24 protein-coding genes and 1 pseudogene are annotated in these 26,880 nt (G+C 68.8%); 13 read left to right on the forward strand and 12 right to left on the reverse strand.

Going from position 1 to position 26,880, the window contains the following annotated elements; genetic code table 11:
• Positions 1 to 60: 60 nt before the first annotated feature.
• Positions 61 to 966 (reverse strand): LysR family transcriptional regulator, encoded by a 906-nt coding sequence (locus tag RSP_RS03860; RefSeq protein ID WP_002719323.1) that lies wholly within the window; start codon positions 964 to 966, stop codon positions 61 to 63.
• A gap of 94 nt (positions 967 to 1,060) precedes the next feature.
• Between RSP_RS03860 and metF the strand changes: the two genes are divergently transcribed.
• The gene (gene metF, locus RSP_RS03865; protein ID WP_002719324.1) at positions 1,061 to 1,927 is read left to right on the forward strand and encodes a methylenetetrahydrofolate reductase [NAD(P)H]; all 867 of its coding nucleotides are present in this window, start codon (positions 1,061 to 1,063) and stop codon (positions 1,925 to 1,927) included.
• 151 nt (positions 1,928 to 2,078) lie between these two features.
• Here metF and RSP_RS03870 read toward each other — a convergent pair whose 3' ends face one another.
• From RSP_RS03870 to RSP_RS03885, 4 genes and pseudogenes are all read right to left on the reverse strand, one after another.
• Complete coding sequence (locus RSP_RS03870) at positions 2,079 to 2,624, reverse strand: biotin transporter BioY (protein ID WP_011337283.1); 546 nt, start codon at positions 2,622 to 2,624, stop codon at positions 2,079 to 2,081.
• A gap of 13 nt (positions 2,625 to 2,637) precedes the next feature.
• A complete protein-coding gene (locus RSP_RS03875) occupies positions 2,638 to 3,228 on the reverse strand; it encodes an energy-coupling factor transporter transmembrane component T family protein (RefSeq protein ID WP_011337284.1) in 591 nt (196 codons plus the stop codon).
• Positions 3,203 to 3,943, reverse strand: coding sequence for an energy-coupling factor ABC transporter ATP-binding protein (locus RSP_RS03880; RefSeq protein ID WP_011337285.1), 741 nt, complete (start codon positions 3,941 to 3,943; stop codon positions 3,203 to 3,205). Before RSP_RS03880 ends, RSP_RS03875 begins: the two co-directional genes overlap by 26 nt.
• Positions 3,944 to 4,245: 302 nt before the next feature.
• Positions 4,246 to 5,522: pseudogene (locus RSP_RS03885) on the reverse strand (4-aminobutyrate--2-oxoglutarate transaminase).
• Between the two features lie 252 nt (positions 5,523 to 5,774).
• On the opposite strand from RSP_RS03885, the gene dprA reads away from it, so the two are divergent.
• Together dprA and topA are read left to right on the forward strand one after the other, a co-directional pair.
• Positions 5,775 to 6,893 carry a DNA-processing protein DprA gene (gene dprA, locus RSP_RS03890; protein ID WP_011337288.1) on the forward strand — a complete coding sequence of 373 codons (1,119 nt, stop codon included), beginning with the start codon at positions 5,775 to 5,777 and terminating at the stop codon, positions 6,891 to 6,893.
• A gap of 247 nt (positions 6,894 to 7,140) precedes the next feature.
• Positions 7,141 to 9,795 (forward strand): type I DNA topoisomerase, encoded by a 2,655-nt coding sequence (gene topA, locus RSP_RS03895; RefSeq protein ID WP_002719330.1) that lies wholly within the window; start codon positions 7,141 to 7,143, stop codon positions 9,793 to 9,795.
• Between the two features lie 48 nt (positions 9,796 to 9,843).
• On the opposite strand, the gene choV is transcribed toward topA, so the two are convergent.
• The 3 genes from choV to choX form a co-directional block, all read right to left on the reverse strand.
• Positions 9,844 to 10,872, reverse strand: coding sequence for a choline ABC transporter ATP-binding protein (gene choV, locus RSP_RS03900; protein WP_011337289.1), 1,029 nt, complete (start codon positions 10,870 to 10,872; stop codon positions 9,844 to 9,846).
• A complete protein-coding gene (choW, locus tag RSP_RS03905; protein WP_011337290.1) occupies positions 10,869 to 11,723 on the reverse strand; it encodes a choline ABC transporter permease subunit in 855 nt (284 codons plus the stop codon). The genes choV and choW overlap by 4 nt, the downstream gene beginning before the upstream one ends.
• 104 nt (positions 11,724 to 11,827) lie before the next feature.
• Positions 11,828 to 12,754 (reverse strand): choline ABC transporter substrate-binding protein, encoded by a 927-nt coding sequence (gene choX / locus RSP_RS03910; protein ID WP_011337291.1) that lies wholly within the window; start codon positions 12,752 to 12,754, stop codon positions 11,828 to 11,830.
• An 86-nt stretch (positions 12,755 to 12,840) separates the two neighbouring features.
• Between choX and betI the strand changes: the two genes are divergently transcribed.
• The 4 genes from betI to RSP_RS03930 all read left to right on the forward strand — a co-directional run bounded on the left by betI (position 12,841) and on the right by RSP_RS03930 (position 17,288).
• The gene (betI, locus tag RSP_RS03915) at positions 12,841 to 13,425 is read left to right on the forward strand and encodes a choline-binding transcriptional repressor BetI (RefSeq protein WP_011337292.1); all 585 of its coding nucleotides are present in this window, start codon (positions 12,841 to 12,843) and stop codon (positions 13,423 to 13,425) included.
• A complete protein-coding gene (gene betB / locus RSP_RS03920) occupies positions 13,422 to 14,873 on the forward strand; it encodes a betaine-aldehyde dehydrogenase (protein WP_011337293.1) in 1,452 nt (483 codons plus the stop codon). Before betI ends, betB begins: the two co-directional genes overlap by 4 nt.
• Positions 14,874 to 14,882: 9 nt before the next feature.
• Entirely contained in the window at positions 14,883 to 16,529 is a 1,647-nt protein-coding gene (gene betA, locus RSP_RS03925; protein WP_011337294.1) for a choline dehydrogenase, read from the forward strand.
• A 114-nt stretch (positions 16,530 to 16,643) separates the two neighbouring features.
• Entirely contained in the window at positions 16,644 to 17,288 is a 645-nt protein-coding gene (locus tag RSP_RS03930) for a thermonuclease family protein (RefSeq protein ID WP_017140124.1), read from the forward strand.
• A 307-nt stretch (positions 17,289 to 17,595) separates the two neighbouring features.
• Here the strand turns inward: RSP_RS03930 and pccR are convergent, their stop codons facing one another.
• The 3 genes from pccR to RSP_RS03945 form a co-directional block, all read right to left on the reverse strand.
• On the reverse strand, positions 17,596 to 18,981 hold the full coding sequence (pccR, locus tag RSP_RS03935; protein WP_002719339.1) for a propionyl-CoA assimilation transcriptional regulator PccR: 1,386 nt from the start codon (positions 18,979 to 18,981) through the stop codon (positions 17,596 to 17,598).
• Positions 18,982 to 19,042: 61 nt separating this feature from the next.
• Positions 19,043 to 20,263 (reverse strand): multidrug effflux MFS transporter, encoded by a 1,221-nt coding sequence (locus RSP_RS03940; RefSeq protein WP_011337296.1) that lies wholly within the window; start codon positions 20,261 to 20,263, stop codon positions 19,043 to 19,045.
• 36 nt (positions 20,264 to 20,299) lie between these two features.
• Positions 20,300 to 20,653, reverse strand: a complete 354-nt coding sequence (locus tag RSP_RS03945) for a DMT family protein (protein ID WP_002719341.1) — start codon at positions 20,651 to 20,653, stop codon at positions 20,300 to 20,302.
• A 128-nt stretch (positions 20,654 to 20,781) separates the two neighbouring features.
• Between RSP_RS03945 and RSP_RS03950 the strand changes: the two genes are divergently transcribed.
• The 6 genes from RSP_RS03950 (at position 20,782) to RSP_RS03970 (ending at position 26,357) form a co-directional block, all read left to right on the forward strand.
• Positions 20,782 to 22,314, forward strand: a complete 1,533-nt coding sequence (locus RSP_RS03950; RefSeq protein WP_002719342.1) for an acyl-CoA carboxylase subunit beta — start codon at positions 20,782 to 20,784, stop codon at positions 22,312 to 22,314.
• A gap of 151 nt (positions 22,315 to 22,465) precedes the next feature.
• Positions 22,466 to 22,813 (forward strand): DUF6497 family protein, encoded by a 348-nt coding sequence (locus RSP_RS03955; RefSeq protein ID WP_011337297.1) that lies wholly within the window; start codon positions 22,466 to 22,468, stop codon positions 22,811 to 22,813.
• 214 nt (positions 22,814 to 23,027) lie between these two features.
• The gene (locus tag RSP_RS22640; RefSeq protein WP_002719344.1) at positions 23,028 to 23,162 is read left to right on the forward strand and encodes a hypothetical protein; all 135 of its coding nucleotides are present in this window, start codon (positions 23,028 to 23,030) and stop codon (positions 23,160 to 23,162) included.
• Positions 23,163 to 23,234: 72 nt separating this feature from the next.
• The gene (locus tag RSP_RS03960; RefSeq protein WP_002719345.1) at positions 23,235 to 23,633 is read left to right on the forward strand and encodes a hypothetical protein; all 399 of its coding nucleotides are present in this window, start codon (positions 23,235 to 23,237) and stop codon (positions 23,631 to 23,633) included.
• Between the two features lie 313 nt (positions 23,634 to 23,946).
• Positions 23,947 to 24,174 (forward strand): hypothetical protein, encoded by a 228-nt coding sequence (locus tag RSP_RS03965; RefSeq protein ID WP_002719347.1) that lies wholly within the window; start codon positions 23,947 to 23,949, stop codon positions 24,172 to 24,174.
• 182 nt (positions 24,175 to 24,356) lie between these two features.
• Positions 24,357 to 26,357, forward strand: a complete 2,001-nt coding sequence (locus tag RSP_RS03970) for an acetyl-CoA carboxylase biotin carboxylase subunit (protein WP_017140126.1) — start codon at positions 24,357 to 24,359, stop codon at positions 26,355 to 26,357.
• Position 26,358: 1 nt separating this feature from the next.
• Here the strand turns inward: RSP_RS03970 and RSP_RS03975 are convergent, their stop codons facing one another.
• Complete coding sequence (locus tag RSP_RS03975; RefSeq protein ID WP_011337300.1) at positions 26,359 to 26,802, reverse strand: DUF4174 domain-containing protein; 444 nt, start codon at positions 26,800 to 26,802, stop codon at positions 26,359 to 26,361.
• Positions 26,803 to 26,880 lie beyond the last annotated feature (78 nt).

Raw genomic sequence — 26,880 nt, forward strand, 5'->3', positions numbered from 1 at the left:
CCGTTCGGAGAGGGGGCTCCGCCGTGCCGTCCCGACGCGGGAGGCGGCCCATTGTTCCCGTCAGGCCCGCTGAAGCTTCACGGGCTCGCTGCGTCCGAGGCGCAGGAAATGGGCCATGAAGGGCTTTGTCGCATCCTCCGTGCGCGTCGCGGCATAGAGGCGCTTCGTCACCGTCTTCGGCCCGAGCGGCCGGGTCACATAGTCGGCATGGCTGCGCACGTCGCGCAGTACCCAGTCGGGCAGCACCGAGACGCCGCGATTCGAGGCCACCAGCATCAGGATCACCGCCGTGAGCTCGACCTGCCGCGTGCCGCGCGGCTCGACCTTGGCCGGGGTCAGCACCTCGGTGAAGACGTCGAGCCGGTCGCGCGACACCGGATAGGTGATGAGCATCTGGTCGCGGAAGTCCTCGGCCGAGATGAACTCCCGCGCCGCCAATGGGTTCGAGGCGGCGGCGACGAAGGTCGGGTGGTAGTCGAAGAGCGGATTGAAGACCATGCCCTCGACCGTGACCGGATCGGAGGAGATCACCAGATCCACCTCCTCGCGCATCAGGGCGGGCAGCGCCTCGAAGGCGAGGCCCGCGCGGATGTCCACGTCGATCTCGGGCCAGGCGTGGCGGAAGAGCTCGAGCACGGGGAACAGCCATTCGAAACATGCGTGGCATTCAATGGCGATATGCAGCCGCCCGGTGCGTCCCGAGCGCAGCGCACGGAACTCGTCTTCGAGCGCGTCGATCTCGGGCAGGATGCGCTCGGCCAGCCGCAGCAGGCGGATACCGGCGGCCGAAAGCTTCAAGGGTTTGGAGCGCCTTACGAAAAGCTCTATCCCGGCCTGATCTTCCAGCCCCTTTACCTGATGCGAAAGGGCCGACTGGGTCATGTGGAGCACGTCGGCCGCGCGCGCCAGACCCCCCGCCTGATGGATCGCGCGGATGGTGCGCAGATGGCGGAGCTCGAGGTGCATGTTACAAATCGCCTCATATTGATCTTGAGCATTATGAATTTGTCTCACATGGCAGAAGCTGCCACAAGAGACGCAAGGAACAGGAGACAGTCCCATGGCCAGACCGCGCATCTCGTTCGAGTTCTTCCCGCCGCAGACGCTCGAAGCGTCGTTCCGGCTGTGGGAAACCGCGCAGATGCTGGCGCCGCTGAAGCCCGATTTCGTGTCGGTGACCTACGGCGCGGGCGGCACCACGCGCAAGCTGACCCACGACGCGGTGGAGACGATCCACACCCACTACAAGCTGAATGTCGCGGCGCACCTGACCTGCGTCGATGCCACGAAGGCCGAGACGCTGGAGATCGCGGCCTCCTATGCCGAGGCCGGGGTGACCGAGATCGTGGCGCTGCGCGGCGATGCGCCGAAGGGCGTCGACCGCTTCACGCCCCATCCCGAAGGGTTCGCGAGCTCTGTCGAGCTCGTCGAGGCGCTGGCCGCCACCGGCCGCTTCAAGCTGCGCGTCGGCGCCTATCCCGAGCCGCATCCGGATGCGGCCGATACGCTGGCCGACGTGCGCTGGCTCAAGCGCAAGATCGAGGCGGGCGCCACCTCGGCCATCACCCAGTTCTTCTTCGAGGCCGAGACCTTCCTGCGCTTCCGCGACCTCTGCGCCAAGGAAGGCATCACCGCGCCAATCATCCCGGGCATCCTGCCGATCGAGAACTGGTCGGGCGTGAAGAAGTTCGCCGCCCGCTGCGGAGCGCAGGTGCCGGGCTGGCTCGACGACGCCTTCGACCACGCCAGGCGCGACGGTCGCGAGGAGCTGTTCTCGGTCGCGCTCTGCACCGAGCTCTGCGACAGGCTCCTGTCGGAAGGGGTGGAGGATCTGCATTTCTACACGCTGAACCGCCCGACGCTGACGCGCGAAGTCTGCCATGCGCTGGGCATCCTGCCCGAGGTGGCGCTGCAGAACGTGGCCTGAGAGCGCGGCGCCGAGGCCGCGCGCCCGATCCCGGAAGGCGGCCCCTGAAAGGGAAGATCCGCGCCGAGGGGATGGCCAGGCCTCGATGCCCCGGCGAGACACCCGAGACACCGCAAGAACCGCCCGGAGGCCCCGCCTCCGGGCGTTGTCGTCAGGAGCGCGAGAGCAGGACGCCCGGCCGCACGCGCGAGAGGCCGCGCGTGACGAGGCCCGCGATTGCGGCCTTCAGCACGTCGCCCGCGATGAAGGGCGTGAGGAGAAGCGCCGCCTCGGGCAGCGTCTTGCCCAGCACGAAGGCCATGCCGACGAGGCCGAAGGCATAGAGCGCCACCACCCCGCCCAGAAGCGCGCCGACGAAGGCCGCGAGCGTCACCGGGACCGCCCGCCACTTCTCGACCACGAGGCCGGTCACGAAAGCCGCGACGGGGAAGCCCACCACGAAGCCCACCGTGGGGCCCGCGAGCACGCCGAGGCCGCCGCGCCCGCCCGACAGAAGCGGCAGGCCGAGGAAAACGAGGACGAGGAACAGCAGCACCGCCAGCGCACCGCGCCGGGCGCCCAGCACCGCGCCGCAGAGCATCACGCCCAGCGACTGCGCGGTGACCGGCACGCCCGACATCAGGGTGATCTGCGGCACCAGCCCCAGTACGGCGATCAGCGCGGCGAAGAGCGCGATCAGGGTCACGTTGCGTTCCATCGGTCTCTCTCCCCTAGAGGCCGCCCCGGGCGCGGAGGGCCTCGGCCACCTGTTCGGCATCGTCGAGGGCTCCCAGCGCCAGCGGCGCCACGATCCGCCACGAGGGACGGCGGGGGCTCCGCGCGCGCCAGGCCTCGGCCAGCCGCTCTGCCCGCGCAAGTAGCACCGGCGTGAAGCGGATGACAAGCGCGATGGAGATGGCCAGCACCTGCGGCGCAAGGCCCACCCGTTGCAGCGGCCGCGCCACCCGTTCGAGCACCGCGATCATATCGTCGAGCCGGGTGGTCATGGTCACCAGATTGGCCAGCGCCACCGCGATCAGAAGCTTGAGCGCGACCGCGCCGCCGCGGGCGAACTCGCCCGTCCAGCCGTGCCAGAGCGCGAGGATCAGAAGGAACGGCCAGAGCGGCCGCAGAAGGGCGAGCCCGTGGCGGGCGAAGGCCCGTCCCTGAGCGCCGTAAAGGAGCGCGGTGGCGAGGGCTGCCGGCGCGAGAAGGGGCAGGCTGTCGAGCGGCACGAGCGCCACCGCCGCCAGCGCCGTGAGCTTGGCGCCCGCGGGCAGGCGGTGCAGCGGCGTCTCAACCGGCGAGGTCAGCGTCAGCATCGAGGCTCCCCAGTCGGTTCATCTCGGCGCGGTAGGCCTCGACCACATCCGCAGCCGGCCCGTCCGCCCGCACCCGCCCGCCCTCGAGCCAGATGGCGCGGTTGTAGCCTGTCACCACCGCCGGATCGTGGGTGATCGTCACCAGCCGCTGCGGCAGCGCCGCAAGGCGCCGGGCGAGGCGGATCTGCGTGGGCAGGTCGAGCCCCGAGAAGGGTTCGTCGAGCAGGATCGTCCCGGGCGCCATCGCGAGGACAGCAAGAAGGCACAGGAACTGCTTCTGACCCTGCGAGAGGGTGGCGACCGGCGCCGCCGCCCAATGGCCGCGGCCATGCGCCGCGAGCGTGGCCCGGGCCGCCGCGCGCGCCTCGTCGGCGCCGCGGCCCATCTGCTTCAGCCCGAAGGCCAGCTCCTCCTCCACCGTGGGAAAGATGATCTGATGTTCGGGATTCTGGAACAGGATGCCGATGGCGCCCAGCATGGCGCGCCGGTTCGTCGCGGGCTCGATCCCGTCCACCGTCACCCGTCCCGTCGTGGGCGCGATCAGCCCCGCCATCAGCCGCAGGAGCGTGGTCTTGCCCGACCCGTTGGGGCCCAGAATGGCGATCCGCTGCTCGGTCAGATGGAGCGAGATGTCCTGAAGGATCGCGCGCCCTCCCACGCCGTAGGCGGCGCGGTCGAGGCGGAGGCCGGTCTCGGTGGGCGAAGCGAGCTGCATCCGCGCCTCTTAGCCGCCGCCGCCCCGCCTGTCAAGCGGACAGGGGATCCGCGCCTTGCTCTCGCGAGCGTTGCAAGGTCGAGGCTCCGTGCGCACGATCAGCCCTGCCGAGACGGGGGGTGGCACCCTGCGCAGGAACGGTCCTGCCGGGGCGGGGCGGGGACGCTGCCGAAGCGGGGTGGGCCCCCCTAACCGCCTGACGGGGCGGCGTGTGCCCCTCGTGCAGGAGCAGCCCTGTTGGGACGGGGTGGGCCGCCTGCGCCGGATCGGCCCTTCCGGGCGGGGCGGCCCCCTGCGCAGGGTCAGCCCTGCCGGGCCGCTGCGACCGAGGCTTCGAGGATCTCCAGCGCCTCGGCGAAATGCGGCTCGGGGATGGTGATCGGCGCGAGGAAGCGGATCACGTTGCCATGGACGCCGCAGGTGAGCAGGATCAGCCCGCGCTTCAGCGCCTCCTCGCGCACCCGGTTGGTGAAGCCCGCGTCGGGCGCCTTCGAGCCGGGATCGGCAAATTCCGCGCCCACCATGAAGCCCGGGCCGCGGATGTCGGCGATCTCGGGCGCCGTGGCCCGGATCTCGGCCAGCTTCTGCTTCAGCCGGCTGCCGAGTTCGGTCGCGCGGGCGCAGAGGTTCTCCTCCTCGATCACGTCGAGCACCGCATGGGCCGCGGCGATGCCCAGCGGGTTGCCGCCGTAGGTGCCGCCGAGGCCGCCCGGATGGGCCGCGTCCATGATCTCGGCCCGCCCCGTCACCGCGGCGATGGGCAGGCCCCCGCCCAGCCCCTTGGCCATGGTGACGAGGTCGGGCGCCACGTCATAGCCGTGCATGGCAAAGAGCGTGCCGGTGCGCGCGAAGCCCGTCTGCACCTCGTCGGCGATCATGACGATCCCGTGCGCATCGCAGAGCTGCCGGATCGCCCGCACCAGATCCGGCGGCGCGGGATAGAAGCCGCCCTCGCCCTGCACCGGCTCGAAGATGATCGCGGCCACGCGGCCCGGGTCGAGGTCGGCCTTGAAGAGCCGGGCGAGGGCCGCCATGGCCCCTCGGTCGAGATGCCGTGCAGCGCCTGCGGGAAGGGGACGTGGTAGACCTCGGGCATCATCGTGCCGAAGCCCTTCTTGTAGGGCTCGACCTTGCCGGTGAGCGACATGGTCATGAAGGTGCGGCCGTGGAAGCCGCCGCCGAAGGCCACGACGGCCGAGCGCCCGGTGTGGATGCGCGCGATCTTGATCGCATTCTCGACCGATTCGGCGCCGGTGGTGACGAAGACCGTCTTCTTGGGGAAGTCGCCCGGCGCCGCGGCATTCAGCCGCTCGGCGAGGCGGATGTAATTCTCATAGGGCAGCACCTGATGGCAGGTGTGGGTGAAGCGGCCCATCTGCTCGGCGACCGCAGCCATGACCTTCGGGTGGCAGTGGCCGGTGTTCACCACCGCGATGCCGGCCGCGAAATCGATGTAGCGGCGCCCCTCGATGTCCCAGATCTCGGCATTGACCGCGCGGTCGGCATAGATCTGGGTCTGCATCCCCACGCCGCGCGACACGGCTTCGGTGCGGCGGCGGCTTACGTCGGCATTCAGCATCACTGGCTCCCTCAAGGCCCCCGGGGGCGGATCCTCTCCTGACTGGACCGGAGGGCGGCGGCTTTCTGTCCAGCGGGCGACAGGGCAGCGTCCGACTCCGGCCTCGGAGAGGATAACCGGCGGGCCGCCGTTCACCAGCCGTTAACCATTCGCCCGCAGGCTCGGAGGCCGGTCGATCCTGCGGCTCCCGGCCGGGTCGCGACTTCCTCTCCGGCCGCCCGCGCGCGGCCGCCGCACCGGCGAAAGGCATCCATGCGGGCCAAGGCGCAGAAACCCATCTCTTCCCCGGCCGAGGCCGAGTGGCTCGACCGGCTGCGGCTGATCCGCTCGCGGCGGGTGGGGCCGGCCACCTGGCGGCGGCTGATGGCCGAGCACGGAACGGCGGCCGGGGCGCTGGCGGCGCTGCCCGGCGTGGCGGCGGCGGCCGGGATCGAGGGCTACGAGGTCTGCCCGCTGCCCGTCGCGCTGAAGGAGATGGCGGCGGCGCGCGCGGCAGGCGCCGCGATGCTCTGGCTCGACGAGCCGGGCTATCCGCCTCTCCTCGGCCAGATCGGCGATGCGCCTCCCCTTCTCTGGCTGCAGGGCGATCCGGGCCTTCTGGCGCGGCCCATGGTCGCGCTGGTGGGGGCGCGCAACGCCTCGAGCCTCGGGCTGCGCATGGCGCGCAAGCTCGCCGCGGCGCTGGGCGAGGCGGGCTATGTCGTCGTCTCGGGCCTCGCCCGCGGCATCGATGCCGAGGCCCATGCGGCGGCGCTGGGGCAGGGGACGGTCGCGGTGCAGGCGGGGGGCGTGGATGTGATCTACCCGGCCGAGAATGCGGGCCTCGCCGCCGAGATCGCCGCCCGCGGCTGCCGGATCTCGGAGCAGCCCATGGGCCTCGTGCCGCAGGCCCGCCACTTCCCGCTGCGCAACCGCATCGTCTCGGGGCTGGCGCGCGCGGTGGTGGTGGTGGAGGCGGCGGCCCGGTCGGGCAGCCTCATCACGGCGCGCGAGGCGCTCGATCAGGGGCGCGAGGTGCTGGCGGTGCCGGGCCATCCGTTCGATCCGCGCGCGGCGGGCGGCAACCAGCTCATCCGCGAGGGCGCCACGCTGGTGCGCCATGCCGCCGATGTGATCGAGGCGATCGGCACGGCCCATCCCGCGGCGCGGTCGCCCGAGCCGCAGCCCGATCCGCCGCGCCGGCCTCTCTACGAGATCTCGGCCGTCCACAGCCGGATCCTCGACCGGCTGGGACCTGTGCCCGTGCCCGAGGATCAGCTCATCCGCGATCTGTCGCTGCCCGCGGGCCGCGTGGCGCAGGAGCTGGTGGCGCTGGAGCTCGAGGGGCGGATCCAGCGCGATCCGGGCGGCCTCGTCTCGCGCCCGGAGTGAGGTCCGCGCCGCGCAAGGACCCGGAGCGGGCGTCCCGCAGCGGCGCGGCTGGGGGCGCTCGGGCGCCCGCCGGGAGCGTTTCCCCACCCGCGGCAGCGCCGGCCGCGAGGCCCTTTGCGCTCCGCCGGGACGGTGCGGCCCGCCGTCCGGCGGGCGATCCGCCGCCGAGCCGCGCATTGACATTGGCGCGCGATCCCCCACATGGTGCCGCGCTTATCCGCAGGTCGCAGGGCAAGAAGAGGGTTCCATGGCTGTCGTCGTCGTCGAAAGCCCGGCCAAGGCCAAGACAATCAACAAATACCTGGGCTCCGACTATACGGTTCTGGCCTCCTATGGCCATGTCCGCGACCTGCCTCCCAAGGACGGATCGGTCGATCCCGAGCATGAATTCGCCATGACCTGGGAGGTCGCGGCGGATTCGAAGAAGCATGTCCGCGCCATCGCCGACGCGCTGAAGACCGACGACACGCTCATTCTCGCAACCGACCCAGACCGCGAGGGCGAGGCGATCTCGTGGCACCTGCAGGAGGCGCTGGCCTCCTCGCTGAAGAAGGGCAAGACCGTCCGCCGCGTGACCTTCAACGCGATCACCAAATCGGCGGTGACCGAGGCGATGAAGGCTCCGCGCGAGGTCGATACCGCGCTGGTCGAGGCCTATCTGGCCCGCCGGGCGCTCGACTATCTGGTGGGCTTCACCCTCTCGCCGGTGCTCTGGCGGAAGCTGCCGGGGGCGAAATCGGCGGGCCGGGTGCAGTCCGTGTGCCTGCGGCTCATCGTCGAGCGCGAGATGGAGATCGAGGCCTTCCGCGCCCGCGAATTCTGGACCGTCTCGGCCGTTCTCGCCACCCCGCGCGGGCAGGAATTCGAGGCCCGTCTGACCGTGCTCGGCGGAAAGAAGCTCGAGAAGTTCGACCTGGCCACCTCCGAGGCGGCGGAACTCGCCGTGCAGGCCGTGACCTCGCGGCCGCTGAAGGTGGCCTCGGTCGAGGCCAAGCCCGCGAGCCGGAACCCCTCGGCCCCGTTCATGACCTCGACCCTCCAGCAGGAGGCGTCGCGCAAGTTCGGCATGGGCGCGAAACAGTGCATGTCGGCGGCGCAAAGGCTCTATGAGGCGGGCCACATCACCTACATGCGGACCGACGGCATCGACATGGCGCCCGAGGCCGTGATGGCCGCGCGCGACGAGATCAAGCGGCGCTTCGGGGCGAACTACGTGCCCGACAGCCCGCGCATGTACAAGAACAAGGCCAAGAACGCGCAGGAAGCCCACGAGTGCATCCGGCCCACCGACATGTCGGCCTCGCCCGAGAAGCTGGGGCTGACCGACACCGACCAGCGCAAGCTCTACGAGCTGATCTGGAAGCGGACGCTGGCCAGCCAGATGGCCGCGGCGCGGCTCGAGCGGACCACGGTCGAGATCGCCTCGCCCGACGGGCAGGTGGGCCTGCGCGCCACGGGTCAGGTCGTGCTCTTCGACGGCTTCCTCAAGGTCTACGAGGAGGGGCGCGATGACCGCAGCGACGGCGACGAGGACGATGAGGGCCGCCTGCCGCAGATCATGGCGAACGAGGCGGTGGAAAAGAAATCCATCACGCCCGAGCAGCACCACACCCAGCCGCCGCCGCGCTATACCGAGGCGACGCTGGTCAAGCGGATGGAGGAGCTGGGCATCGGCCGGCCCTCGACCTATGCCAGCATCGTCTCGACGATCCAGGACCGGGAATATGTCCGCAAGGACAAGAATCGGCTGATCCCCGAGGACAAGGGGCGGCTGGTCACGGCCTTCCTCGCGAACTTCTTCCGCAAATATGTGGAATACGATTTCACCGCCGATCTCGAGGGCGAACTCGACGACGTCTCGGCGGGCGAGCGGAACTACAAGGAAGTGCTCGCGCGCTTCTGGCGCGACTTCTCGGCCGCCGTGGCCGAGACGGCCGATCTGCGCATCGGCGAGGTGCTCGACAAGCTCGACGAGTTCCTCGCCCCCCATCTCTATCCGCCGCGGCCCGACGGGTCGGATCCGCGGATCTGCCCGACCTGCGGCTCGGGGCGTCTGCATCTGAAGACGGCGCGGGGCGGCGGGGCCTTCATCGGCTGCGGCAACTATCCCGACTGCCGCTACACGCGGCCGATCTCGGTCACGGGCGACGAGGAGAATGCGATCTCGCCCGACGGCAAGCTTCTGGGCCATGACGAGGACGGCGCGCCGATCTCGCTGCGCTCGGGCCGGTTCGGGCCCTACGTCCAGAAGGGCGAGGTCACGGCCGAGGTGCCGAAACCGCCGCGGGCGAGCCTGCCCAAGGGCTGGGCGCCCGACACGGTCGATCTCGACCGCGCGCTGATGCTGCTGAACCTGCCGCGCCTCGTGGGCAGCCACCCCGAGGACGGCCAGCCGGTCGAGGCGGCCATCGGCCGCTATGGGCCTTACGTCAAGCATGGCTCGACCTATGCGAACCTGCCGGATGTGGAGGAGGTCTTCACCATCGGCATGAACCGCGCGGTCGAGGTGCTGGCGCAGAAGGCGGCCGGCCGCCGGGGCGCCTCGGCGCCGGCGCAGCCGATCAAGGAGCTGGGCGAGCATCCCGACGGCGGCCTCCTTGCCGTGATGCCGGGCCGCTACGGGCCCTACGTCAAGTGGGGCAAGGTCAATGCCACGATCCCGAAAGGGATCGAGCCCGAGGCGATCACCCTTGAGGAAGCTCTGGCGCTGGTGGCCGAGAAGGCCGGCAAGGCGCCGAAGAAGAAGGCGCCCGCCCGGAAGGCCAAGGCCGAGGAGGGAGCGCCGAAGAAGGCTGCGCCCAAGAAGGCCGCCGCCAAGACGACCAAGACGGCCGCCAAGAAGCCGGCTGCCGCGAAATCCACGGCCAAGAAGAAGGCGGCGCCGGATACCGACGCCGCCTGACGGAAGAAGCCTGCCGGTCGGGGAACCGTCCGGCGGGCGGTTCGGGCCTCAGACCGTGCCGCGCGGGTCGATGAGGCGGCCCATCACCGCCTCGGGGCGGATCGTGCCGATCACCGATCCGCTCTCGGTCACCGCCAGTTCTCCGGCGCCGTCGCGCAGCATCTCCATCACCGTGCGCACCGTGCAGTCTGCCCCGACGCTCTGGCCGGCGGGGGAGGGCCCCGCCTCCATCACGTCGCGCGCGGTCAGCACGCCCAGCGGGTTCATGTGGGCCACGAAATCGGCCACATAGTCCGACACCGGATTGGCGATGATCTGGCGCGCGGTGCCGCACTGGACGATGCGTCCGCCCTCCATCAGCGCGATGCGATTGCCGATCTTGAATGCCTCGTCGAGGTCGTGGCTCACGAAGATGATCGTGCGCTTCAGCTTGCGCTGGAGGTCCAGAAGCTCGTCCTGCAGCCGCGAGCGGATCAGCGGATCGAGCGCCGAGAAGGGCTCGTCCATCAGCAGGATCGGCGCCTGGGTCACGAAGGCGCGGGCGAGGCCCACGCGCTGCTGCATCCCGCCCGAGAGCTCGCCCACCTTCCGGTCGGCCCAGGCCGAGAGGTTGACAAGTGTCAACTGCTCGTCCACCAGCGCCCGCCGGTCCCTCGGCGACATGCCCGCCATCTCGAGCCCAAGGCCCACATTGTCGCGCACGGTCCGCCAGGGCAGCAGGCCGAACTGCTGAAAGACCATGGCGATCCGGCTGAGGCGCAGTCGGCGCAGGTCGGCCGGCGTGGCGTGCGTCACCGACACCATCCGGTCGCCGTCCGAGACGCGCACCTCGCCCCGCACGACGGGGTTGAGCCCGTTCACGCCGCGCAGGAGCGTCGACTTGCCCGAGCCCGACAGGCCCATGAGCACGAGGATCTCGCCCTCGGCCACGGTGAGCGAGCAGTCGTGCACGCCGAGCACCTGTCCCGTCTCGGCCTGCACCTCGGAGCGGCTCTGCCCGCGGTCCATCAGGGGCAGGGCCCGTTCGGGATGATCGCCGAAGACGATGGAGACCCGGTCGAATTCCACGGCGGTCATTTGCGCGTCACCCTCAACATGCGGTCCAGGACAATCGCCACGACGACGATGATGAAGCCCGACTCGAAGCCGAGGGCGGTATTGACGGTGTTGAGCGCCCGCACCACCGGCACGCCGAGCCCGTTCGCCCCCACGAGCGCCGCGATGACGACCATCGAGAGCGAGAGCATGATGGTCTGGTTGAGGCCGGTCATGATCTGGGGAAAGGCGTACGGCAGCTCGACCTTCCAGAGCCGCTGGCGGGGCGTCGCCCCGAAGGCGGTCGCGGCCTCCTTCAGCGCCATCGGCGTCGAGGCGATGCCGAGATGCGTAAGCCGGATCGGCGCAGGCAGCACGAAGATCACCGTGGCGATCAGGCCGGGCACCATGCCGAGACCGAAGAAGACGATGGCCGGGATCAAATAGACGAAGGTCGGCAGGGTCTGCATCAGGTCGAGCACGGGGCTCATCGCCTGATAGAGCCGCGGCCGGTGGGCGGCGGCGATCCCGAGCGGCACGCCGATCGCCATGCAGGTGACGCAGGCCAGAACGATCAGCGTCAGGCTCTGCATCGTCTCGTCCCAGTAGCCCTGGTTCAGGATGAAGGCGAAGCCTGCCACCACCAGCGCCGTGACGCGCCAGTTGCGCTGGAGGATCCAGGCGAGTGCCGCGAGGATCGCGATCACCAGAAGCGGCGGTGCCGCATCCAGCACGTTCAGCATGGCGTCGATCACCGCCTGCATCATGCGGCTGATCAGATTGAAGAACGGCCCGCCATTCGCATTGAGCCAGTCGAAGCCCATCTTCGACCAGCGGCCGACAGGCAATTTGTGATCGGTCAGCCAGCCGAGATCGGTGAGCCAATCCAACATGCGCACCCCGTGTGGTGGATCATGGAAGGCGGCCCCGTGGCGGGCCGCCGAGGTCTGCCGGGATCAGACGGCGCGCGCCCCGGGCGGGACGCGCGCCGGACGGATCAGAGGCCGAGGGCTTCCTTGACCACCGGCAGCGCGTCCTTGCCGTCCACCGTCGTCACGCCGGCGAGCCAGGGATCGACGGTTTCCGGGTTGGCCTTCAGCCATTCCATCACCGCCGCATCGGGCTCCATCCCGTCGTCGAGGATCTTGCCCATGATCTCGTTCTCCATGGGCAGGGTGAATTTCTGCTGCGACAGCATCTTGGTCACGTTCGGGCAGTCTTCCTTGAAGCCCTTGCGCGCCACGGTCTTGACCACGCCGTCCTCGCCGAAGAAATCCTCGCCGCCCGGCAGGTATTTCAGCGAGAAGGTGGCGTTCATCGGGTGGGGCTCCCAGCCGAGGAAGACCACGCCCTTCTCCTGCGGATAGAAGCGGGCGACCTGCGCCAGCATCCCCTGCTCGGAGCTCTGGACGACCTCGAACCCTTCGAGCGGCTTGCCGGCCTCGGTCAGGCTGATGAGATATTCGTTGCCCTCGTTGCCGGGCTCGATGCCGTAGACCTTGCCTTCCAGCTCGTCCTTGAACTTGGCGATGTCGCCGTAGCTCTTCAGGCCCTTGTCGTAGAGATAGGTCGGCACCGCGAGCGTGTATTTCGTGCCTTCGAGGTTCGTCGTGATCTCCTCGATGCTGCCCTTCTCGAGATAGGGGCCGATGGCGCTTTCCTGAGCGGGAAGCCAGGTGCCGAGGAACACGTCCACGTCGCCCTTGTCCATCGAGGCGTAGGTCACGGGCACGCCGAGGATGTCGACCTCGACCTCGTAGCCGAGCGCCTCGAGCACCTGACGGGTGGCGGAGGTGGTGACGGTGATGTCGGTCCAGCCCACGTCGGAGAAGGTCACCTCGCGGCACTGGTCCTGGGCGAGGGCAGTCCCGGCCATGGCCAGGGTCGAGGCGGCGGCCAGCAGGGCCTGTCGTATGGGCGTCATGGTGTCTCCCCGTTTTTTGTTGATTGACGAGTCAATAAACTTCACGATAGCTCGGCTTGGCAACCACAAAATCAGGTATTCTGCACATGCCGAAACTCGGTATGGAGCCTATCCGAAAGGCCGCGCTCGTCAAAGCCACGATCGTCGAGATCGGGCGGGCGGGTTCTCTCGATGTGACCGTGAGCCAGATCGCCAAGCGCGCGGGCATGTCTTCGGCCCTTGCCCACCACTACTTCGGTGGAAAGGAAGCGCTTTTCATTGCGGCGATGCGCCACGTCCTGTCGCTCTACGGGGCCGAGGTGCGGGGCGCGCTGCTCGGGGCGGAGACCCCGGCGGCCCGGATCACCGCCATCCTGCAGGCCTCGTTCTCGGCCACGAATTTCCGGCGCGAGGTGGTGGGGGCGTGGCTGAATTTCTACGTTCTGGCCCAGACCGCGCCCCAGGCGAGGCGGCTTCTGGCGATCTACCAGCGCCGTCTGCGGTCGAATCTCCTCGTCGGGCTGCGGCCCCTGGCCGGAGAGCGGGCGGCAGACCTCGCCGACGGTCTGGGCGCGCTGATCGACGGCCTCTATCTGCGCGAGGTGCTGAAGGAGGGCCCGCCCGACAGCGCGGCCGCCGTTGCCTGTGCCCGCGCCTATCTGAACGCCCATCTGAAGGAATGTCCCCTGTGAGAGCCCAGCCCGCCGCCAGCCATTTCGTCGACGGTCGTCCGCTCGAGGATGAGACCGGCGCGCCGATCCCCGTGATCTATCCCGCCACCGGCGAGGAGATCGCCCGCCTTCACGAGGCCACGCCCGCCGTGATCGAGGCGGCTTTGGCCTCGGGCGCCCGCGCGCAGGCGGCCTGGGCCGCGATGCGGCCCGTCGAGCGGGCGCGGATCCTGCGCCGGGCCTCGGACCTGATCCGGGCGCACAACGAGGAGCTGAGCCTTCTCGAGACGCTCGACACCGGCAAGCCGCTGCAGGAGACGCTGGTGGCCGACTGGGCCTCGGGGGCGGATGCGCTGGAATTCTTCGCCGGTCTGGCGCCCGTCGTCACCGGCGAGACCGTGCCGCTGGGGCAGGATTTCGTCTATACGATCCGCGAGCCGCTGGGCCTCTGCGTGGGCATCGGCGCCTGGAACTACCCGAGCCAGATCGCCTGCTGGAAGGCCGCGCCCGCGCTCGCGCTCGGCAATGCGATGGTGTTCAAACCCTCGGAAGTGACGCCGCTCGGCGCGCTGAAGCTGGCCGAGATCCTGATCGAGGCGGGCCTGCCGCCCGGGCTCTTCAACGTGGTGCAGGGCCGCGGCGCGGTGGGGGCGTCGCTCGTCACCGACAGCCGGGTGGCCAAGGTCTCGCTCACGGGCTCGGTGCCGACGGGGCGGCGCGTCTATGCGGCTGCGGCCGAGGGCGTGCGCCATGTCACGATGGAGCTCGGCGGCAAGTCGCCCCTGATCGTCTTCGACGATGCCGATCTGGAGAGCGCCATCGGCGCGGCGATGCTCGGCAACTTCTATTCCGCGGGCCAGATCTGCTCGAACGGGACGCGGGTCTTCGTGCAGAAGGGGATCAAGGAAGCGTTCCTCGCCCGGCTGGCCGAGCGGGCCGATGCCATCCGCATGGGCGATCCGCTCGACCCCGAGGTCCAGATGGGGCCGCTCGTCTCGCAGGCGCAGCTCGAGAAGGTGCTGGCCTATATCGAGAAGGCCCGCGCCGAGGGCGGCCGCCTCGTCTGCGGCGGCGAGGCCTCGGTCAGCCCCGGCTGCTATGTCCAGCCCACGGTCTTCGCCGATGTGACGGACGCCATGACCCTCGCCCGCGAGGAGGTGTTCGGTCCGGTGATGGCGGTGCTCGATTTCGAGACCGAGGAGGAGGCGATCGCGCGGGCGAATGCCACCGACTTCGGCCTCGCCGCGGGGGTCTTCACCGCGGATCTCACGCGGGCGCACCGGGTGGTGGCGCAGCTGCAGGCCGGGACCTGCTGGATCAACGCCTACAACCTTACGCCGGTCGAGGCGCCCTTCGGCGGGGTGAAGCTGTCGGGCGTGGGCCGCGAGAACGGCCGGGCCGCCGTCCAGCACTATACGCAGGTGAAGTCGGTCTATGTCGGCATGGGGCCGGTGGACGCCCCCTACTGAGGAGCCGGAATGTTCGATTACATCATCGTCGGCGCCGGCTCGGCCGGCTGTGCCATGGCCTATCGCCTCGGCGAGGCGGGCCGCTCGGTGCTGGTCATCGAGCATGGCGGCACGGATGCCGGGCCCTTCATCCAGATGCCCGCGGCGCTCTCCTATCCGATGAACATGGGGATCTACGACTGGGGCCTGAAGACCGAGCCCGAGCCGCATCTGGACGGGCGCGTGCTCGCCACGCCGCGCGGCAAGGTGATCGGCGGCTCGTCCTCGATCAACGGCATGGTCTATGTCCGCGGCCACGCGCGCGACTTCGACCATTGGGCCGAGAGCGGGGCCACCGGCTGGGGCTTTGCCGATGTGCTGCCCTATTTCAAGCGGATGGAGAACTGGCACGTCCCCGGCGATGTCGAGTGGCGCGGCCATGACGGGCCGCTGCATGTGACGCGCGGCCCGCGCTCCAATCCCCTGTTCAACGCCTTCATCGAGGCGGGGCGGCAGGCGGGCTATCCGGTGACCGACGATTACAACGGCGCGGCGCAGGAGGGCTTCGGCCCGATGGAGGCCACGATCTGGCAGGGCCGGCGCTGGTCGGCCGCCAATGCCTATCTCAGGCCCGCGATGAAGCGGTTCGGGGTCCAGCTCACCCGCGCCCTCGCGCTGAAGGTGGTGATCGAGGAAGGCCGTGCCGTCGGCGTCGAGGTGCAGCGCCGCGGCGGCCGCGAGGTGATCCGGGCCGGCCGCGAGGTGATCCTCGCCGCCTCCTCGCTCAACACGCCGAAGCTTCTGATGCTGTCGGGCATCGGGTCCGCCGCGCATCTGGCCGAGCACGGGATCCCGGTCGTGGCCGACCGGCCGGGCGTGGGCCAAAACCTCCAGGATCATCTGGAGGTCTACATGCAGTTCGCGAGCCTCCAGCCGGTCACGCTCTTCAAGCACTGGAACCTGCGCGGCAAGGTCAGCATCGGCGCGCAGTGGCTGTTTACCGGGCGCGGGCTCGGGGCCTCGAACCAGTTCGAGGCCTGCGCCTTCATCCGCTCGAAGCCGGGCGTGGAGTATCCCGACATCCAGTATCACTTCCTGCCCATTGCCGTGCGCTACGACGGCAAGGCCGCCGCCGAGGGCCACGGCTTCCAGGTGCATGTGGGGCCGATGCGCTCGCCCTCGCGCGGGTCGGTGACGCTGCGCTCGGCCGATCCCGAGGCGCCGCCGGTGATCCGCTTCAACTACATGTCGACCGAAGAGGATTGGCAGGACTTCCGCCGCTGCGTCCGCCTCACGCGCGAAATCTTCGGGCAGGAGGCTTTCAAGCCCTTCGTCCGGCACGAGATCCAGCCGGGGGCGGCCTGCGCTTCGGACGCGGAGATCGACGCCTTCATCCGCGAGCATGTCGAGAGCGCCTATCACCCCTGCGGGACGGCGCGGATCGGGCGGGCGGACGATCCGATGGCGGTCGTCGATCCCGAGTGCCGGGTGATCGGGGTCGAGGGGCTGCGCGTGGCCGACAGTTCGATCTTCCCGCGGGTGACGAACGGCAACCTCAACGCGCCCTCGATCATGGTGGGCGAGAAGGCGTCCGACCATATCCTCGGCCGGACCCCGCTCGCGCCGCTGAACCTCGAGCCGGTGACGAACCCGAACTGGCGCACGGCCCAACGCTGAGGGTTGGGGCCTTCCGGCAGGTCGGGGCCGCTCCGGGGTGGATCTTAAGACTTTCTTAACGCATCCCTGACTTCCGACTTGCGTCCGGCCCGGCGCGGCGGGCATGTCTGCGGCATGTTAAGACTTCGTTCACTTCTCGTTCTGGCCGCCCTTCTGCCGCTTCCCGTCCTCGCCGCGCCCGTGGAGGGGCCGGCGCGGGTGATCGACGGCGACACGCTCGAGATCGAGGGGGTCCGGGTCCGCCTCTTCGGCATCGACGCGCCCGAGCACGACCAGACCTGCGGCGACCCCGACCGGCTCTGGCCCTGCGGGGCCTGGGCCACCGAACGGCTCGAGCTGATGCTCGGCGGCGGGGCGGTGCGCTGCGAGGGCGACGAGCGCGACCGCTACGGCCGCCTGCTCGCGACCTGCGAGGCCCGCGGCGAGGATGTGGGCGCGCGGATGGTGCGCGACGGCGCGGCGGTGGCCTACCGGCGCTACTCGGCGCGCTATGTGCGCGAGGAGGCGCGGGCCGAAGCGGAGGGCCTCGGCGTCTGGTCCGGCCCGATGCAGCGCCCGGAGGACTATCGTCATGCGCCGCCCGCACCGCCTCCGCCGGGAGAGTGCGCGATCAAGGGCAATGTCTCGCGCAACGGCCGGATCTATCACATGCCCGGACAGGCCGACTATGCGCGCACCGTGATCTCGGGCCCCGAGGAGCAGTGGTTCTGCACCGCGGCCGAGGCCAAGTCTGCGGGCTTCCGGCCGGCGAAGCGCTGACATTGATACGCATCAAGGCGGCAAAAGAATCTGTGACGTAGCTTTTCCTTAACGAAACCAAGAGGGAGCACGGCATGATCCACACCCCGCACGAGCTGATGGCGGATCTTCCGGGCGTGACCGGGCCGAACGGAACCCTCAGGAAAACCGACCCGCATTTCGCGCGTCTTGTCTGAAACGAACGCGGCTGAACCTCGTGGTTCGCAGGGTCCCTCGCAGGACCGCAGAGCCGGGCACGCACCGGATGAGGATCGCGCCATGAGCGCGTGCATATGAGAGGGCCTGCAGGCCGCGCAACCGCGGCCTGCTAATCGACAATCTCGTATGGCAGCAACCCGCGCCGGTCGGGGTCCACCCGAAGGCGCTTTTCCAGCGGCGGCACAGACCGCTGGTGGCACTCCTGCCGGTCACAGATCCGGCAGGAGATGCCGATCGGCTCGAAGCTCCCCTTCAGATCCAGCCCGTCCGCATAGACCAGCGCATCGGCATGCTGCACCTCGCAGCCGAGCCCGATGGCATAGCGGCGCACGGGCGCGGTGAAGGAGCCGCCGGGCTTCGACACGTCCCGTGCGAGCAGCAGATAGCGCACCCCGTCCGGCGTCTGGGCCAGCTGGCGCAGGAACCGCCCCGGTGTCTCGAAAGCGCGGTGGACGTTCCAGAGCGGGCAGGCGCCGCCGAAGCGCGCGAACTGGAAGCGCGTGGCCGAGTGGCGCTTGGTGATCGTGCCCGCCTGATCGACCCGGACGAAGAAGAAGGGCACGCCCTTGGCGCCGGGCCGCTGCAGGGTCGAGAGCCGGTGCGCCACCTGTTCGATCGAGGCGCCGAACAGGTCGGCCAGCCGCTCCAGATCGTGCCGCGTCTCGGCCGCCGCCTGCAGGAACGGGCGGTAGGGCAGGAGGGCCGCCCCCGCGAAATAGTTGGCGAGCCCGATCTTCGCGATCTCGCGCGCCTCGGCCGTCTGGAACCGGGCCAGATCCAGCGTGGCCTCGAGCAGGTCGTTCTGGGTCAGGAGCGCCACCTGATGCAGCAGCTGGAACCGCTGCGTCGGCGCCGCCGCCCGGGCCGAGAGGCGCAGCGCATTCCCCTCGCGGCTGCGGATCGCCGGCATGTCCGAAATCTGCAGATCGAGCCCCGCCCGTGTCAGGGTCTCCATCGCGGCGGAAAAGACGTCGCGCCGCACACCGCCGGGGGCCGCGTAATGTTCGGCCGCCCGGTCCACCGCATCGAGGTAATTGTCGCAATAGTGGAAGAAGTCCCGCACCTCCTCCCAGGGCGAGGGGCGCAGGTCGGCCTCGTCGCGCCCCAGCGCCTCGTCGAGCGAGGCGAGCCGCTCGTGGGTCTGCCGGTAGGCGCGGTGCAGGTCGAGGAAGGCGCGCGCGAAGGCCGGCGCGTTCGAGGCCACGAGCCGGAGGTCGGCCAGAGGCGGGCTGTCGGTGAAGACCGGATCGGCCAGCGCCTCGCGCATGTCGGTGACGATGCGCTCGGCCTCGGAGGTGGTGAGCTTGGTCACATCCACCCCGAACTCCTGCGCGAGCGCCAGGACCACGGTGGCCGAGACCGGCCGGTGGTTGTTCTCCATCTGATTGAGATAGGGCAGCGAGGCGCCCAGCCGCTCGGCGAAGACCTTCTGGGTGAGCCCGAGCTTCACCCGCAGCTCGCGCAGCTTCGCCCCGGCATAGAGTTTCTGCGCCATCCCCGGCCTCCTTTTGCAAAGTTATTCCTGCCTTTGCAAAGGGGCCGCGTCAACGGCTGCGTCAGATGGTGAGGCCGAGCGCCCGCGCGCGGCGCATCACCCAGAGGATCGAGACGACCGAGGCCGCGCCCGAGAACAGCATGATGAGGATGAGCGGCATCTCTCCGCCCTCCACTGTCAGCACCACCCCGGCGAGGGCCGCGAGGGCGGCGCCGCCGCCGATCATGATCGCCCCGCCGAGGCCCGACGCGGTGCCCGCGAGCTGCGGATGGATCGAGAGCATCCCCGCATTGGCATTGGGCAGCACCATGCCATTGCCGAGCCCCACCGCCGTCATCATGCCGAAGAAGAAGAGCGGATGGTGCAGCCCCGCGAGCGTGCCCGCCATCAGGATCGCAAGGCCCAGCGTGGTGGCGACCGTGCCCCAGAGCACCATCCGGTTCATGCCCATGCGGATCGAGAAGCGCCCCGACAGGAAGTTCCCCAGCGCATAGCCGATGGCGGGGGCCGAGAAATAGAGCCCCACCTGCGAGGAAGACAGGTGGAAGATCTCGGTGCCCACGAAGGGCGCGCCGCCGAGATAGGCGAAGAAGCAGCCCGAGGCGAAGGCTGCGCAGAGCACATAGCCCCAGAACCGCTGCGAGCCCAGAAGCGCCGGATACTGGCGCAGCTGCGCGCCGAAGCTCACCGGGCGGATCTCGGAGGTTTCGCCGAGATCGGCCCAGACCAGCGCCATGACGAGGAGCCCCAGCACCAGAAGGAGGGTGAAGTTCGCCTGCCAGCCGAAGGCCTCGTCCAGCATCCCGCCGATCACCGGCCCGATCATGGGCACGAGCGACATGCCCATGGTGACATAACCGATCATCGAGGCCGCCTGCTCGTCGGGCACCATGTCCCGCACGACGGCGCGGCTCAGCACCATGCCGGCCGCAATCACCGCCTGCGCCATGCGGAAGACGAGGAAGATTTCGGCCGAGGGTGCCAGCAGCGTGCCCACCGTCGCCGCGAGGAACAGGCCCAGCGACCACAGTATCACGTTCCGCCGGCCGAACCGGTCCGAGATCGGCCCCACCGCCACCTGAAGGAGGGCGCTGAGCCCGAGATAGAGCGCGACCGACAGTTGCAGCAGCTGGTAGGGCGCATCGAACCAGGCGGACATCCCCGGCAGCGACGGCAGGAAGATGTTCATGGCCAGCGCCGCCAGCCCCGTCAGCATCACCAGCGTGAGGATGTGGGGCGGCGAGCGACGGTCGAGGAAGCGGGGTGGGGGGAGCGCGATCATCGATCAGGAATTAGGCCTGCTGCAGCGGACTGTCCATCAGCTCCAGCTGTGGAAGATGAAGAATGCGCCGAGCCCGATGAAGGCGAAACCCAGCAGGTGATTCCAGTGCAGCGGCTCCTTCAGCCAGAACACCGAGAAGGCGGCGAAGACGAGAAGGGTGATGACCTCCTGGATGGTCTTGAGCTGGGCGGCCGAGAAATGGGTATGTCCGATCCGGTTGGCCGGCACCTGCAGCAGATATTCGAAGAAGGCGATGCCCCAGCTCGCGAAGATCACGATGAGAAGCGGCGCGCTCTTGTACTTCAGGTGCCCATACCAGGCGAAGGTCATGAAGATGTTCGAGGCGAGAAGCAGACCGATGGTGACAAGGGGCACCGGAAGCGTGGGCATGGCGAGATCCTGAGAAGGGTTTGCGATTTGCAGGCGGGATTTGCAAAGTCATTTGCAAATATCCCGAAATTTTCTTTCGCAGCGAAGGGCTCCTGACTATGGTGCGGCCAAATTCGAGGGGCAAGGCCATGAAAGACATTCTCCAGGAACTCGAGAACCGCCGCGCGATCGCCCGCGCCGGCGGCGGCCAGCGCCGGGTCGAGGCGCAGCACAAGCGCGGCAAGCTGACGGCGCGCGAGCGGATCGAGCTTCTGCTCGACGAGGGCTCGTTCGAGGAATTCGACATGTTCGTGCGCCACCGCTGCACCGACTTCGGGATGCAGGACGACCGTCCCGCGGGCGACGGCGTCGTGACCGGCTGGGGCACGATCAACGGCCGCATGGTCTATGTCTTCAGCCAGGACTTCACCGTGTTCGGCGGCTCGCTGTCCGAGACCCATGCGCAGAAGATCTGCAAGATCATGGACATGGCGATGCAGAACGGCGCGCCGGTCATCGGGCTGAACGACTCGGGCGGTGCGCGCATCCAGGAGGGCGTGGCCTCGCTCGCAGGCTATGCCGACGTGTTCCAGCGCAACATCATGGCCTCGGGCGTGATCCCGCAGATCTCGGTCATCATGGGCCCCTGTGCGGGCGGCGCGGTCTATTCGCCCGCCATGACCGACTTCATCTTCATGGTGCGCGACACCTCCTATATGTTCGTGACCGGCCCCGACGTGGTGAAGACGGTGACGAACGAAGTGGTGACGGCCGAGGAACTCGGCGGGGCCTCCACCCATACGAAAAAGTCTTCCGTGGCCGATGGCGCCTTCGAGAACGACGTCGAGGCACTTTATGAGATTCGCCGCCTCGTCGACTTCCTGCCGCTCTCGAACCGCACGCCCGCCCCGGTGCGGCCCTTCTTCGACGATGTGGCCCGGATCGAGGACAGCCTCGACACGCTGATCCCCGACAACCCGAACCAGCCCTACGACATGAAGGAGCTCATCCTGAAGATCGCCGACGAGGCGGACTTCTACGAGATCCAGAAGGACTTCGCGGCCAACATCATCACCGGCTTCATCCGGCTCGAGGGCCAGACGGTGGGCGTGGTGGCGAACCAGCCGATGGTGCTGGCGGGCTGCCTCGACATCGACAGCTCGCGCAAGGCCGCGCGCTTCGTGCGCTTCTGCGACGCCTTCAACATCCCGATCCTGACGCTCGTCGACGTGCCGGGCTTCCTGCCGGGAACGGGTCAGGAATATGGCGGCGTCATCAAGCACGGGGCGAAGCTGCTGTTCGCCTATGGCGAGGCGACCGTGCCGAAGGTCACGGTCATCACCCGCAAGGCCTATGGCGGCGCCTATGACGTGATGGCCTCGAAGCATCTGCGCGGCGATTTCAACTATGCCTGGCCCACGGCCGAGATCGCGGTGATGGGCGCCAAGGGCGCGACCGAGATCCTCTACCGCTCGGAACTGGGCGACAAGGAGAAGATCGCCGCCCGTGCGAAGGAATATGAGGACCGCTTCGCCAACCCGTTCGTGGCGGCCGAGCGCGGCTTCATCGACGAGGTCATCATGCCGCATTCGACCCGTCGCCGGGTGTCGAAGGCCTTCGCGAGCCTGCGGAACAAGAAACTCGCTAATCCGTGGAAGAAGCACGATAACATCCCCCTCTGATCGGGAGGAGGGGAAGGATGAGGCTCGCCGCTGAGGAAAGCGTCGGCACCGCGCGGAGCCCTGTGGCTCCCGCGCGGAGGCGCGCGGATCGTCGGGGTCGTGGGCTGTCTCTCAGGCAGACCGTCGGTGTCCGGCGGGGAGGGGCCGCGGCATGACCGAGGCCGACCCGATCGCCGTGCCCTCGGGCCAGGCGGTGACGCTGATCGACACGATCTGGAACGAGCCGGGCCCGGCGGGCCTGACCTTCCGCTTCCGCTTCCTCACACCCGGCATCGCGGCCGGAGGGGGAGTGGATTACGATACGGCCTTTGCCGACATGGTGGCCCTGTGCGAGAGCTACGTCCTGCCCCGGGTTGCCGAAGTGGTTCCGCCGCCCGTGCAGGTCATCGTTTCCCTCTCGGACAGGCCGGTTCCCTTCGGCGAGGCCGACCCCGACGCCACGCAATACTTCGAGGCCTTCAGCATCCGGGATGGCCACTGCATCTGGGAGGCTTTCTGATGGCAACACCACCTATTGTGGCCCGGCCCCAAATTTCGGGGTTGGCTGATGTAGAAGAGTCACAGGACAAGGCTTTGAAACGCATGATGTGTCAATCGCTTGGGGGATCAGATACGATGCTGGACGACCGAACCCAAGCGGTCTATGCCTCGCAGGAAGTCCACGTTGAGGAAGGTTCCTCAGCGTCGGCTTGCAATAAAAAATGGAGTAGAGGATGTCGAAGAGCACTGTCGTTTTCGCGCTGTGCATGGTTGCTTTCGTGGCTGCCTGCGCGAAGAAAGAAGAAGCCGTGTACGTTGAACAGCCGGCCGTCACGACCGAGCCGGTCTACACGGGCAAATACAAGTAATCGGCCCGGGCGGGCCGTCGAGTCTCTCCGGCCCGCCTACCCCTTCGCCCTCCGGATCCGGGAGGGCGCGCCATGCTGAAGCACCGCGGCTTCCCGAGCCGGCTTCCGGGCACCGACCTCCAATATACGATCCGCCGCGCCAACAAGGAGGGCGCCACGCGCATCATCCGGCGCGAGCGCTACCGTGACCGCAAGGCCGTCGATCGCGCGGCCGATGCGGGCTTCCTCGCGGCCCTCTGGGCGCATTTCGGCGAGGAGCCGTTCGAGCGCGGCAACCTCGACGCGGGCCGCCTGTCGTGGCTCTTCGGCCGCGAGGTCGTGGCGGCCGAGGATCCGTTCGATCCTGAATCCTACGACGCCCTGTTGCGGATCGACCGCCGCAAGGCCGAGGCCGCCTTTCCCGAAGTCTTCGCTCCCGATGCGCCGCCGGCGGCCTTCGAGGACGATTGGGACGACGCGGACGAGGACTAGGCATGGACTCGCGCAAGCATCTGCTCCTGCGGCCGGATTTCGCGCATCGCGAAATGCACGCCCACTTGGCCTTTGTCTGCCCGCCGGATGCGCCCCATGTTGAAGAAGCGGAAGCCCCCGCCTCGGCGGGGCACCTTCCGCAGTCTTGCGACCCTTCCCTTTCCTTCCGGTCCGGCGCGTCTCGCACCGGGCCGGCCTTTTGCCGGTGTGAGCGGCAATCGGCCGAACCTGCCCCCCGGCCGATTTTCGGCTTTTCCGCGTCGCCGGTTGCGGTAATCCTCGGCTCCGACAAAACAGAAACCGGAGGCAGAGCATGTCCAACATCACGAAATTCCTTCTTCTCGGGGCCATCGCCGCGACCGTCTCGGCCTGCGACACGGCGACCGGCCGCGCCGGTGGCGGCGCGCTTGCAGGCGCTGCTCTCGCCGATGCGACCGACGAGAACATGGTGGCCGGTGCCGCTCTCGGCGCCCTCGCGGGCGCTGCCAGCTGCGGCGTGGCGGGCCTGCCGCCCTGCCGCTCGGGCGGCAACTACTACTGAGGCCGGCGCCGCTCCCGCGGCGCTGATCGCAGGCTGCGGCACCGCTCTGGCGGCGTCGAGCACCCATTTCCGCGCCGCTTCGGCCGCGCAGACCAGTGCATCTCAGGGACCGTCCGGGCTTTGGCCCGGGCGGTCCTTTTCGTTTTCGCGCCTTGCCGCGCGCTGCTGACAAAGGGACGATGATGTTCAAGAAGATCCTGATCGCGAACCGGGGCGAGATCGCCTGCCGCGTCATCAAGACCGCCCGCAAGATGGGCATCCAGACGGTGGCCGTCTATTCCGACGCCGACCGCAATGCGCTCCACGTCAGCATGGCGGACGAGGCGATCCACATCGGGCCGCCGCCCGCCAACCAGTCCTATATCGTGATCGACAAGATCATGGAGGCGATCAAGGCCTCGGGCGCCGAGGCGGTGCATCCGGGCTACGGCTTCCTGTCGGAACGGATGGATTTCGCCGCGGCGCTCGAGGCGGCCGGCGTGGTCTTCATCGGCCCGCCCTCGGGCGCGATCGAGGCGATGGGCGACAAGATCACCTCGAAGAAGCTGGCGAAAGAGGCGGGCGTCTCGACGGTTCCGGGCTACATGGGCCTGATCGCCGACGCCGACGAGGCGGTGAAGATCTCGAACGAGATCGGCTATCCGGTGATGATCAAGGCCTCCGCCGGCGGCGGCGGCAAGGGCATGCGCATCGCCTGGAGCGAGGCCGAGGTCAAGGAAGGCTTCGAATCCTCGAAGAACGAGGCCGCCAACAGCTTCGGCGACGACCGGATCTTCATCGAGAAGTTCGTGACCCAGCCGCGCCATATCGAGATCCAGGTGCTGGCCGACAAACACGGCAACTGCGTCTATCTGCACGAGCGGGAATGCTCGATTCAGCGCCGCAACCAGAAGGTCATCGAGGAGGCGCCCTCGCCCTTCCTCGACGAGGCCACCCGCAAGGCCATGGGCGAGCAGGCCTGCGCTCTGGCCAAGGCCGTGGGCTATGCTTCGGCCGGCACGGTGGAGTTCATCGTGGACGGGCAGAAGAACTTCTACTTCCTCGAGATGAACACCCGCCTGCAGGTGGAGCACCCGGTCACCGAGCTCATCACCGGCATCGACCTCGTCGAGCAGATGATCCGCGTGGCGGCCGGCGAGAAGCTGCCCTTCCAGCAGTCGGACCTGAAGATCAACGGCTGGGCGATGGAGAGCCGTCTCTATGCCGAGGATCCCTACCGCAACTTCCTGCCCTCGATCGGCCGCCTCACCCGCTACCGCCCGCCGGTGGAGAGCGTGACGCCGACCTCGGTCGTGCGCAACGATACCGGCGTCTACGAGGGCGGTGAGATCTCGATGTATTATGACCCGATGATCGCCAAGCTCTGCACCTGGGCGCCGACGCGGGAAGCGGCCATCGAGGAGATGCGCCTCGCGCTCGACACGTTCGAGGTGGAGGGGATCGGCCACAACCTGCCCTTCGTGGGCGCGGTGATGGACCATCCGCGCTTCGTGAAGGGCGACATCACCACGGCCTTCATCGCCGAGGAATATCCCGACGGCTTCCAGGGCGCGGTGCTCGACGAGCCGACGCTGCGCCGGGTGGCCGCCGCCGCCGCCGCGATGAACCGCGTGGCCGAGATCCGGCGCACCCGCATCTCGGGAACGATGAACAACCACGAGCGGCATGTGGGCGTCGACTGGGTGGTGGCGCTGCAGGGCGAGAGCTATCACGTCAGCATCGCCGCCGACCGTGAGGGCTCGACGGTCAGCTTCTCGGACGGCTCCTCGCTGCGCGTGACCTCGGACTGGACGCCGGGCCAGCCGCTCGCAAGCCTGATGGTCGACGGCAGGCCGCTGGTCATGAAGGTGGGCAAGATCCCGATGGGCTTCCGCCTGCGGCTGCGCGGCGCGGATCTGAAGGTCAATGTCCGCACCCCGCGTCAGGCCGAGCTTGCGCTTCTCATGCCCGAGAAGCTGCCGCCGGACACGTCGAAATACCTGCTCTGCCCGATGCCGGGCCTCGTGGTGAAGATCAACGTGGCCGAGGGCGACGAGGTGCAGGAGGGTCAGGCGCTGGCCACGGTCGAGGCGATGAAGATGGAGAACATCCTGCGCGCCGAACGCCGCGGCACGGTCAAGAAGATCGCCGCCGCGCCGGGGGCGAGCCTGCGGGTCGACGATGTGATCATGGAGTTCGAATGAGCTACCGGCCGGCCGGGTTCCTCTCGAGCAGTTCGTCCCGTCGCAGGGGGAACTTGTCGATGGCCCGGCCGATCTCGCGCACGTCCCAGGGCAGGGGCTTGCGCAGCTTCACCTGCCCGTCCTTGTCGAGGATCACGAGCGAGAAGCCGCGGGGATGCAGCGTCCTGCGGATCTCGGACGGATCGTCGGGGCTGGTGTCGAAGATCACGATCACGTCGCGCTCGTCCAGAAAGTCCAGGCGGGCCGCGATCATCTCCATCTGCCGGATGAAGTTCGGATCGGCCTCGGTGTCGGCGAAGACCACCACCGGCCGTTTCGCCCACAGGAACTGTGCGAGCGTGAACCCATGGGCCTCGACCGGCCCCGGCCCTTCGGGGGCTGGGGTCTCCGCGAGGGCGGACAGGGGTAGAAACGCTGCAAGAGCAAGAATTTGAAGGGGTTTCATGCGGCCTCCCGTCCTCATATAGGCCGGCACCCGCCGAAACCCAAGTCTCACGCGTGGCCCCGCGCCCGCGGTCAGTAA

The organism is Cereibacter sphaeroides 2.4.1, assembly GCF_000012905.2.
In the GTDB taxonomy this organism is placed as follows: domain Bacteria; phylum Pseudomonadota; class Alphaproteobacteria; order Rhodobacterales; family Rhodobacteraceae; genus Cereibacter_A; species Cereibacter_A sphaeroides.

Excerpts from the sequence above, each read along its gene's own strand:
- RSP_RS03860 (WP_002719323.1), bottom strand. The coding sequence starts at position 966 with ATGCACCTCGAGCTCCGCCATCTGCGCACCATCCGCGCGATCCATCAG.
- metF (WP_002719324.1), top strand. The coding sequence starts at position 1,061 with ATGGCCAGACCGCGCATCTCGTTCGAGTTCTTCCCGCCGCAGACGCTC.
- RSP_RS03870 (WP_011337283.1), bottom strand. The coding sequence starts at position 2,624 with ATGGAACGCAACGTGACCCTGATCGCGCTCTTCGCCGCGCTGATCGCC.
- RSP_RS03875 (WP_011337284.1), bottom strand. The coding sequence starts at position 3,228 with ATGCTGACGCTGACCTCGCCGGTTGAGACGCCGCTGCACCGCCTGCCC.
- RSP_RS03880 (WP_011337285.1), bottom strand. The coding sequence starts at position 3,943 with ATGCAGCTCGCTTCGCCCACCGAGACCGGCCTCCGCCTCGACCGCGCC.
- dprA (WP_011337288.1), top strand. The coding sequence starts at position 5,775 with ATGCGGGCCAAGGCGCAGAAACCCATCTCTTCCCCGGCCGAGGCCGAG.
- topA (WP_002719330.1), top strand. The coding sequence starts at position 7,141 with ATGGCTGTCGTCGTCGTCGAAAGCCCGGCCAAGGCCAAGACAATCAAC.
- choV (WP_011337289.1), bottom strand. The coding sequence starts at position 10,872 with ATGACCGCCGTGGAATTCGACCGGGTCTCCATCGTCTTCGGCGATCAT.
- choW (WP_011337290.1), bottom strand. The coding sequence starts at position 11,723 with ATGTTGGATTGGCTCACCGATCTCGGCTGGCTGACCGATCACAAATTG.
- choX (WP_011337291.1), bottom strand. The coding sequence starts at position 12,754 with ATGACGCCCATACGACAGGCCCTGCTGGCCGCCGCCTCGACCCTGGCC.
- betI (WP_011337292.1), top strand. The coding sequence starts at position 12,841 with ATGCCGAAACTCGGTATGGAGCCTATCCGAAAGGCCGCGCTCGTCAAA.
- betA (WP_011337294.1), top strand. The coding sequence starts at position 14,883 with ATGTTCGATTACATCATCGTCGGCGCCGGCTCGGCCGGCTGTGCCATG.
- RSP_RS03930 (WP_017140124.1), top strand. The coding sequence starts at position 16,644 with ATGTTAAGACTTCGTTCACTTCTCGTTCTGGCCGCCCTTCTGCCGCTT.
- pccR (WP_002719339.1), bottom strand. The coding sequence starts at position 18,981 with ATGGCGCAGAAACTCTATGCCGGGGCGAAGCTGCGCGAGCTGCGGGTG.
- RSP_RS03940 (WP_011337296.1), bottom strand. The coding sequence starts at position 20,263 with ATGATCGCGCTCCCCCCACCCCGCTTCCTCGACCGTCGCTCGCCGCCC.
- RSP_RS03945 (WP_002719341.1), bottom strand. The coding sequence starts at position 20,653 with ATGCCCACGCTTCCGGTGCCCCTTGTCACCATCGGTCTGCTTCTCGCC.
- RSP_RS03950 (WP_002719342.1), top strand. The coding sequence starts at position 20,782 with ATGAAAGACATTCTCCAGGAACTCGAGAACCGCCGCGCGATCGCCCGC.
- RSP_RS03955 (WP_011337297.1), top strand. The coding sequence starts at position 22,466 with ATGACCGAGGCCGACCCGATCGCCGTGCCCTCGGGCCAGGCGGTGACG.
- RSP_RS22640 (WP_002719344.1), top strand. The coding sequence starts at position 23,028 with ATGTCGAAGAGCACTGTCGTTTTCGCGCTGTGCATGGTTGCTTTCGTG.
- RSP_RS03960 (WP_002719345.1), top strand. The coding sequence starts at position 23,235 with ATGCTGAAGCACCGCGGCTTCCCGAGCCGGCTTCCGGGCACCGACCTC.
- RSP_RS03965 (WP_002719347.1), top strand. The coding sequence starts at position 23,947 with ATGTCCAACATCACGAAATTCCTTCTTCTCGGGGCCATCGCCGCGACC.
- RSP_RS03970 (WP_017140126.1), top strand. The coding sequence starts at position 24,357 with ATGTTCAAGAAGATCCTGATCGCGAACCGGGGCGAGATCGCCTGCCGC.
- RSP_RS03975 (WP_011337300.1), bottom strand. The coding sequence starts at position 26,802 with ATGAAACCCCTTCAAATTCTTGCTCTTGCAGCGTTTCTACCCCTGTCC.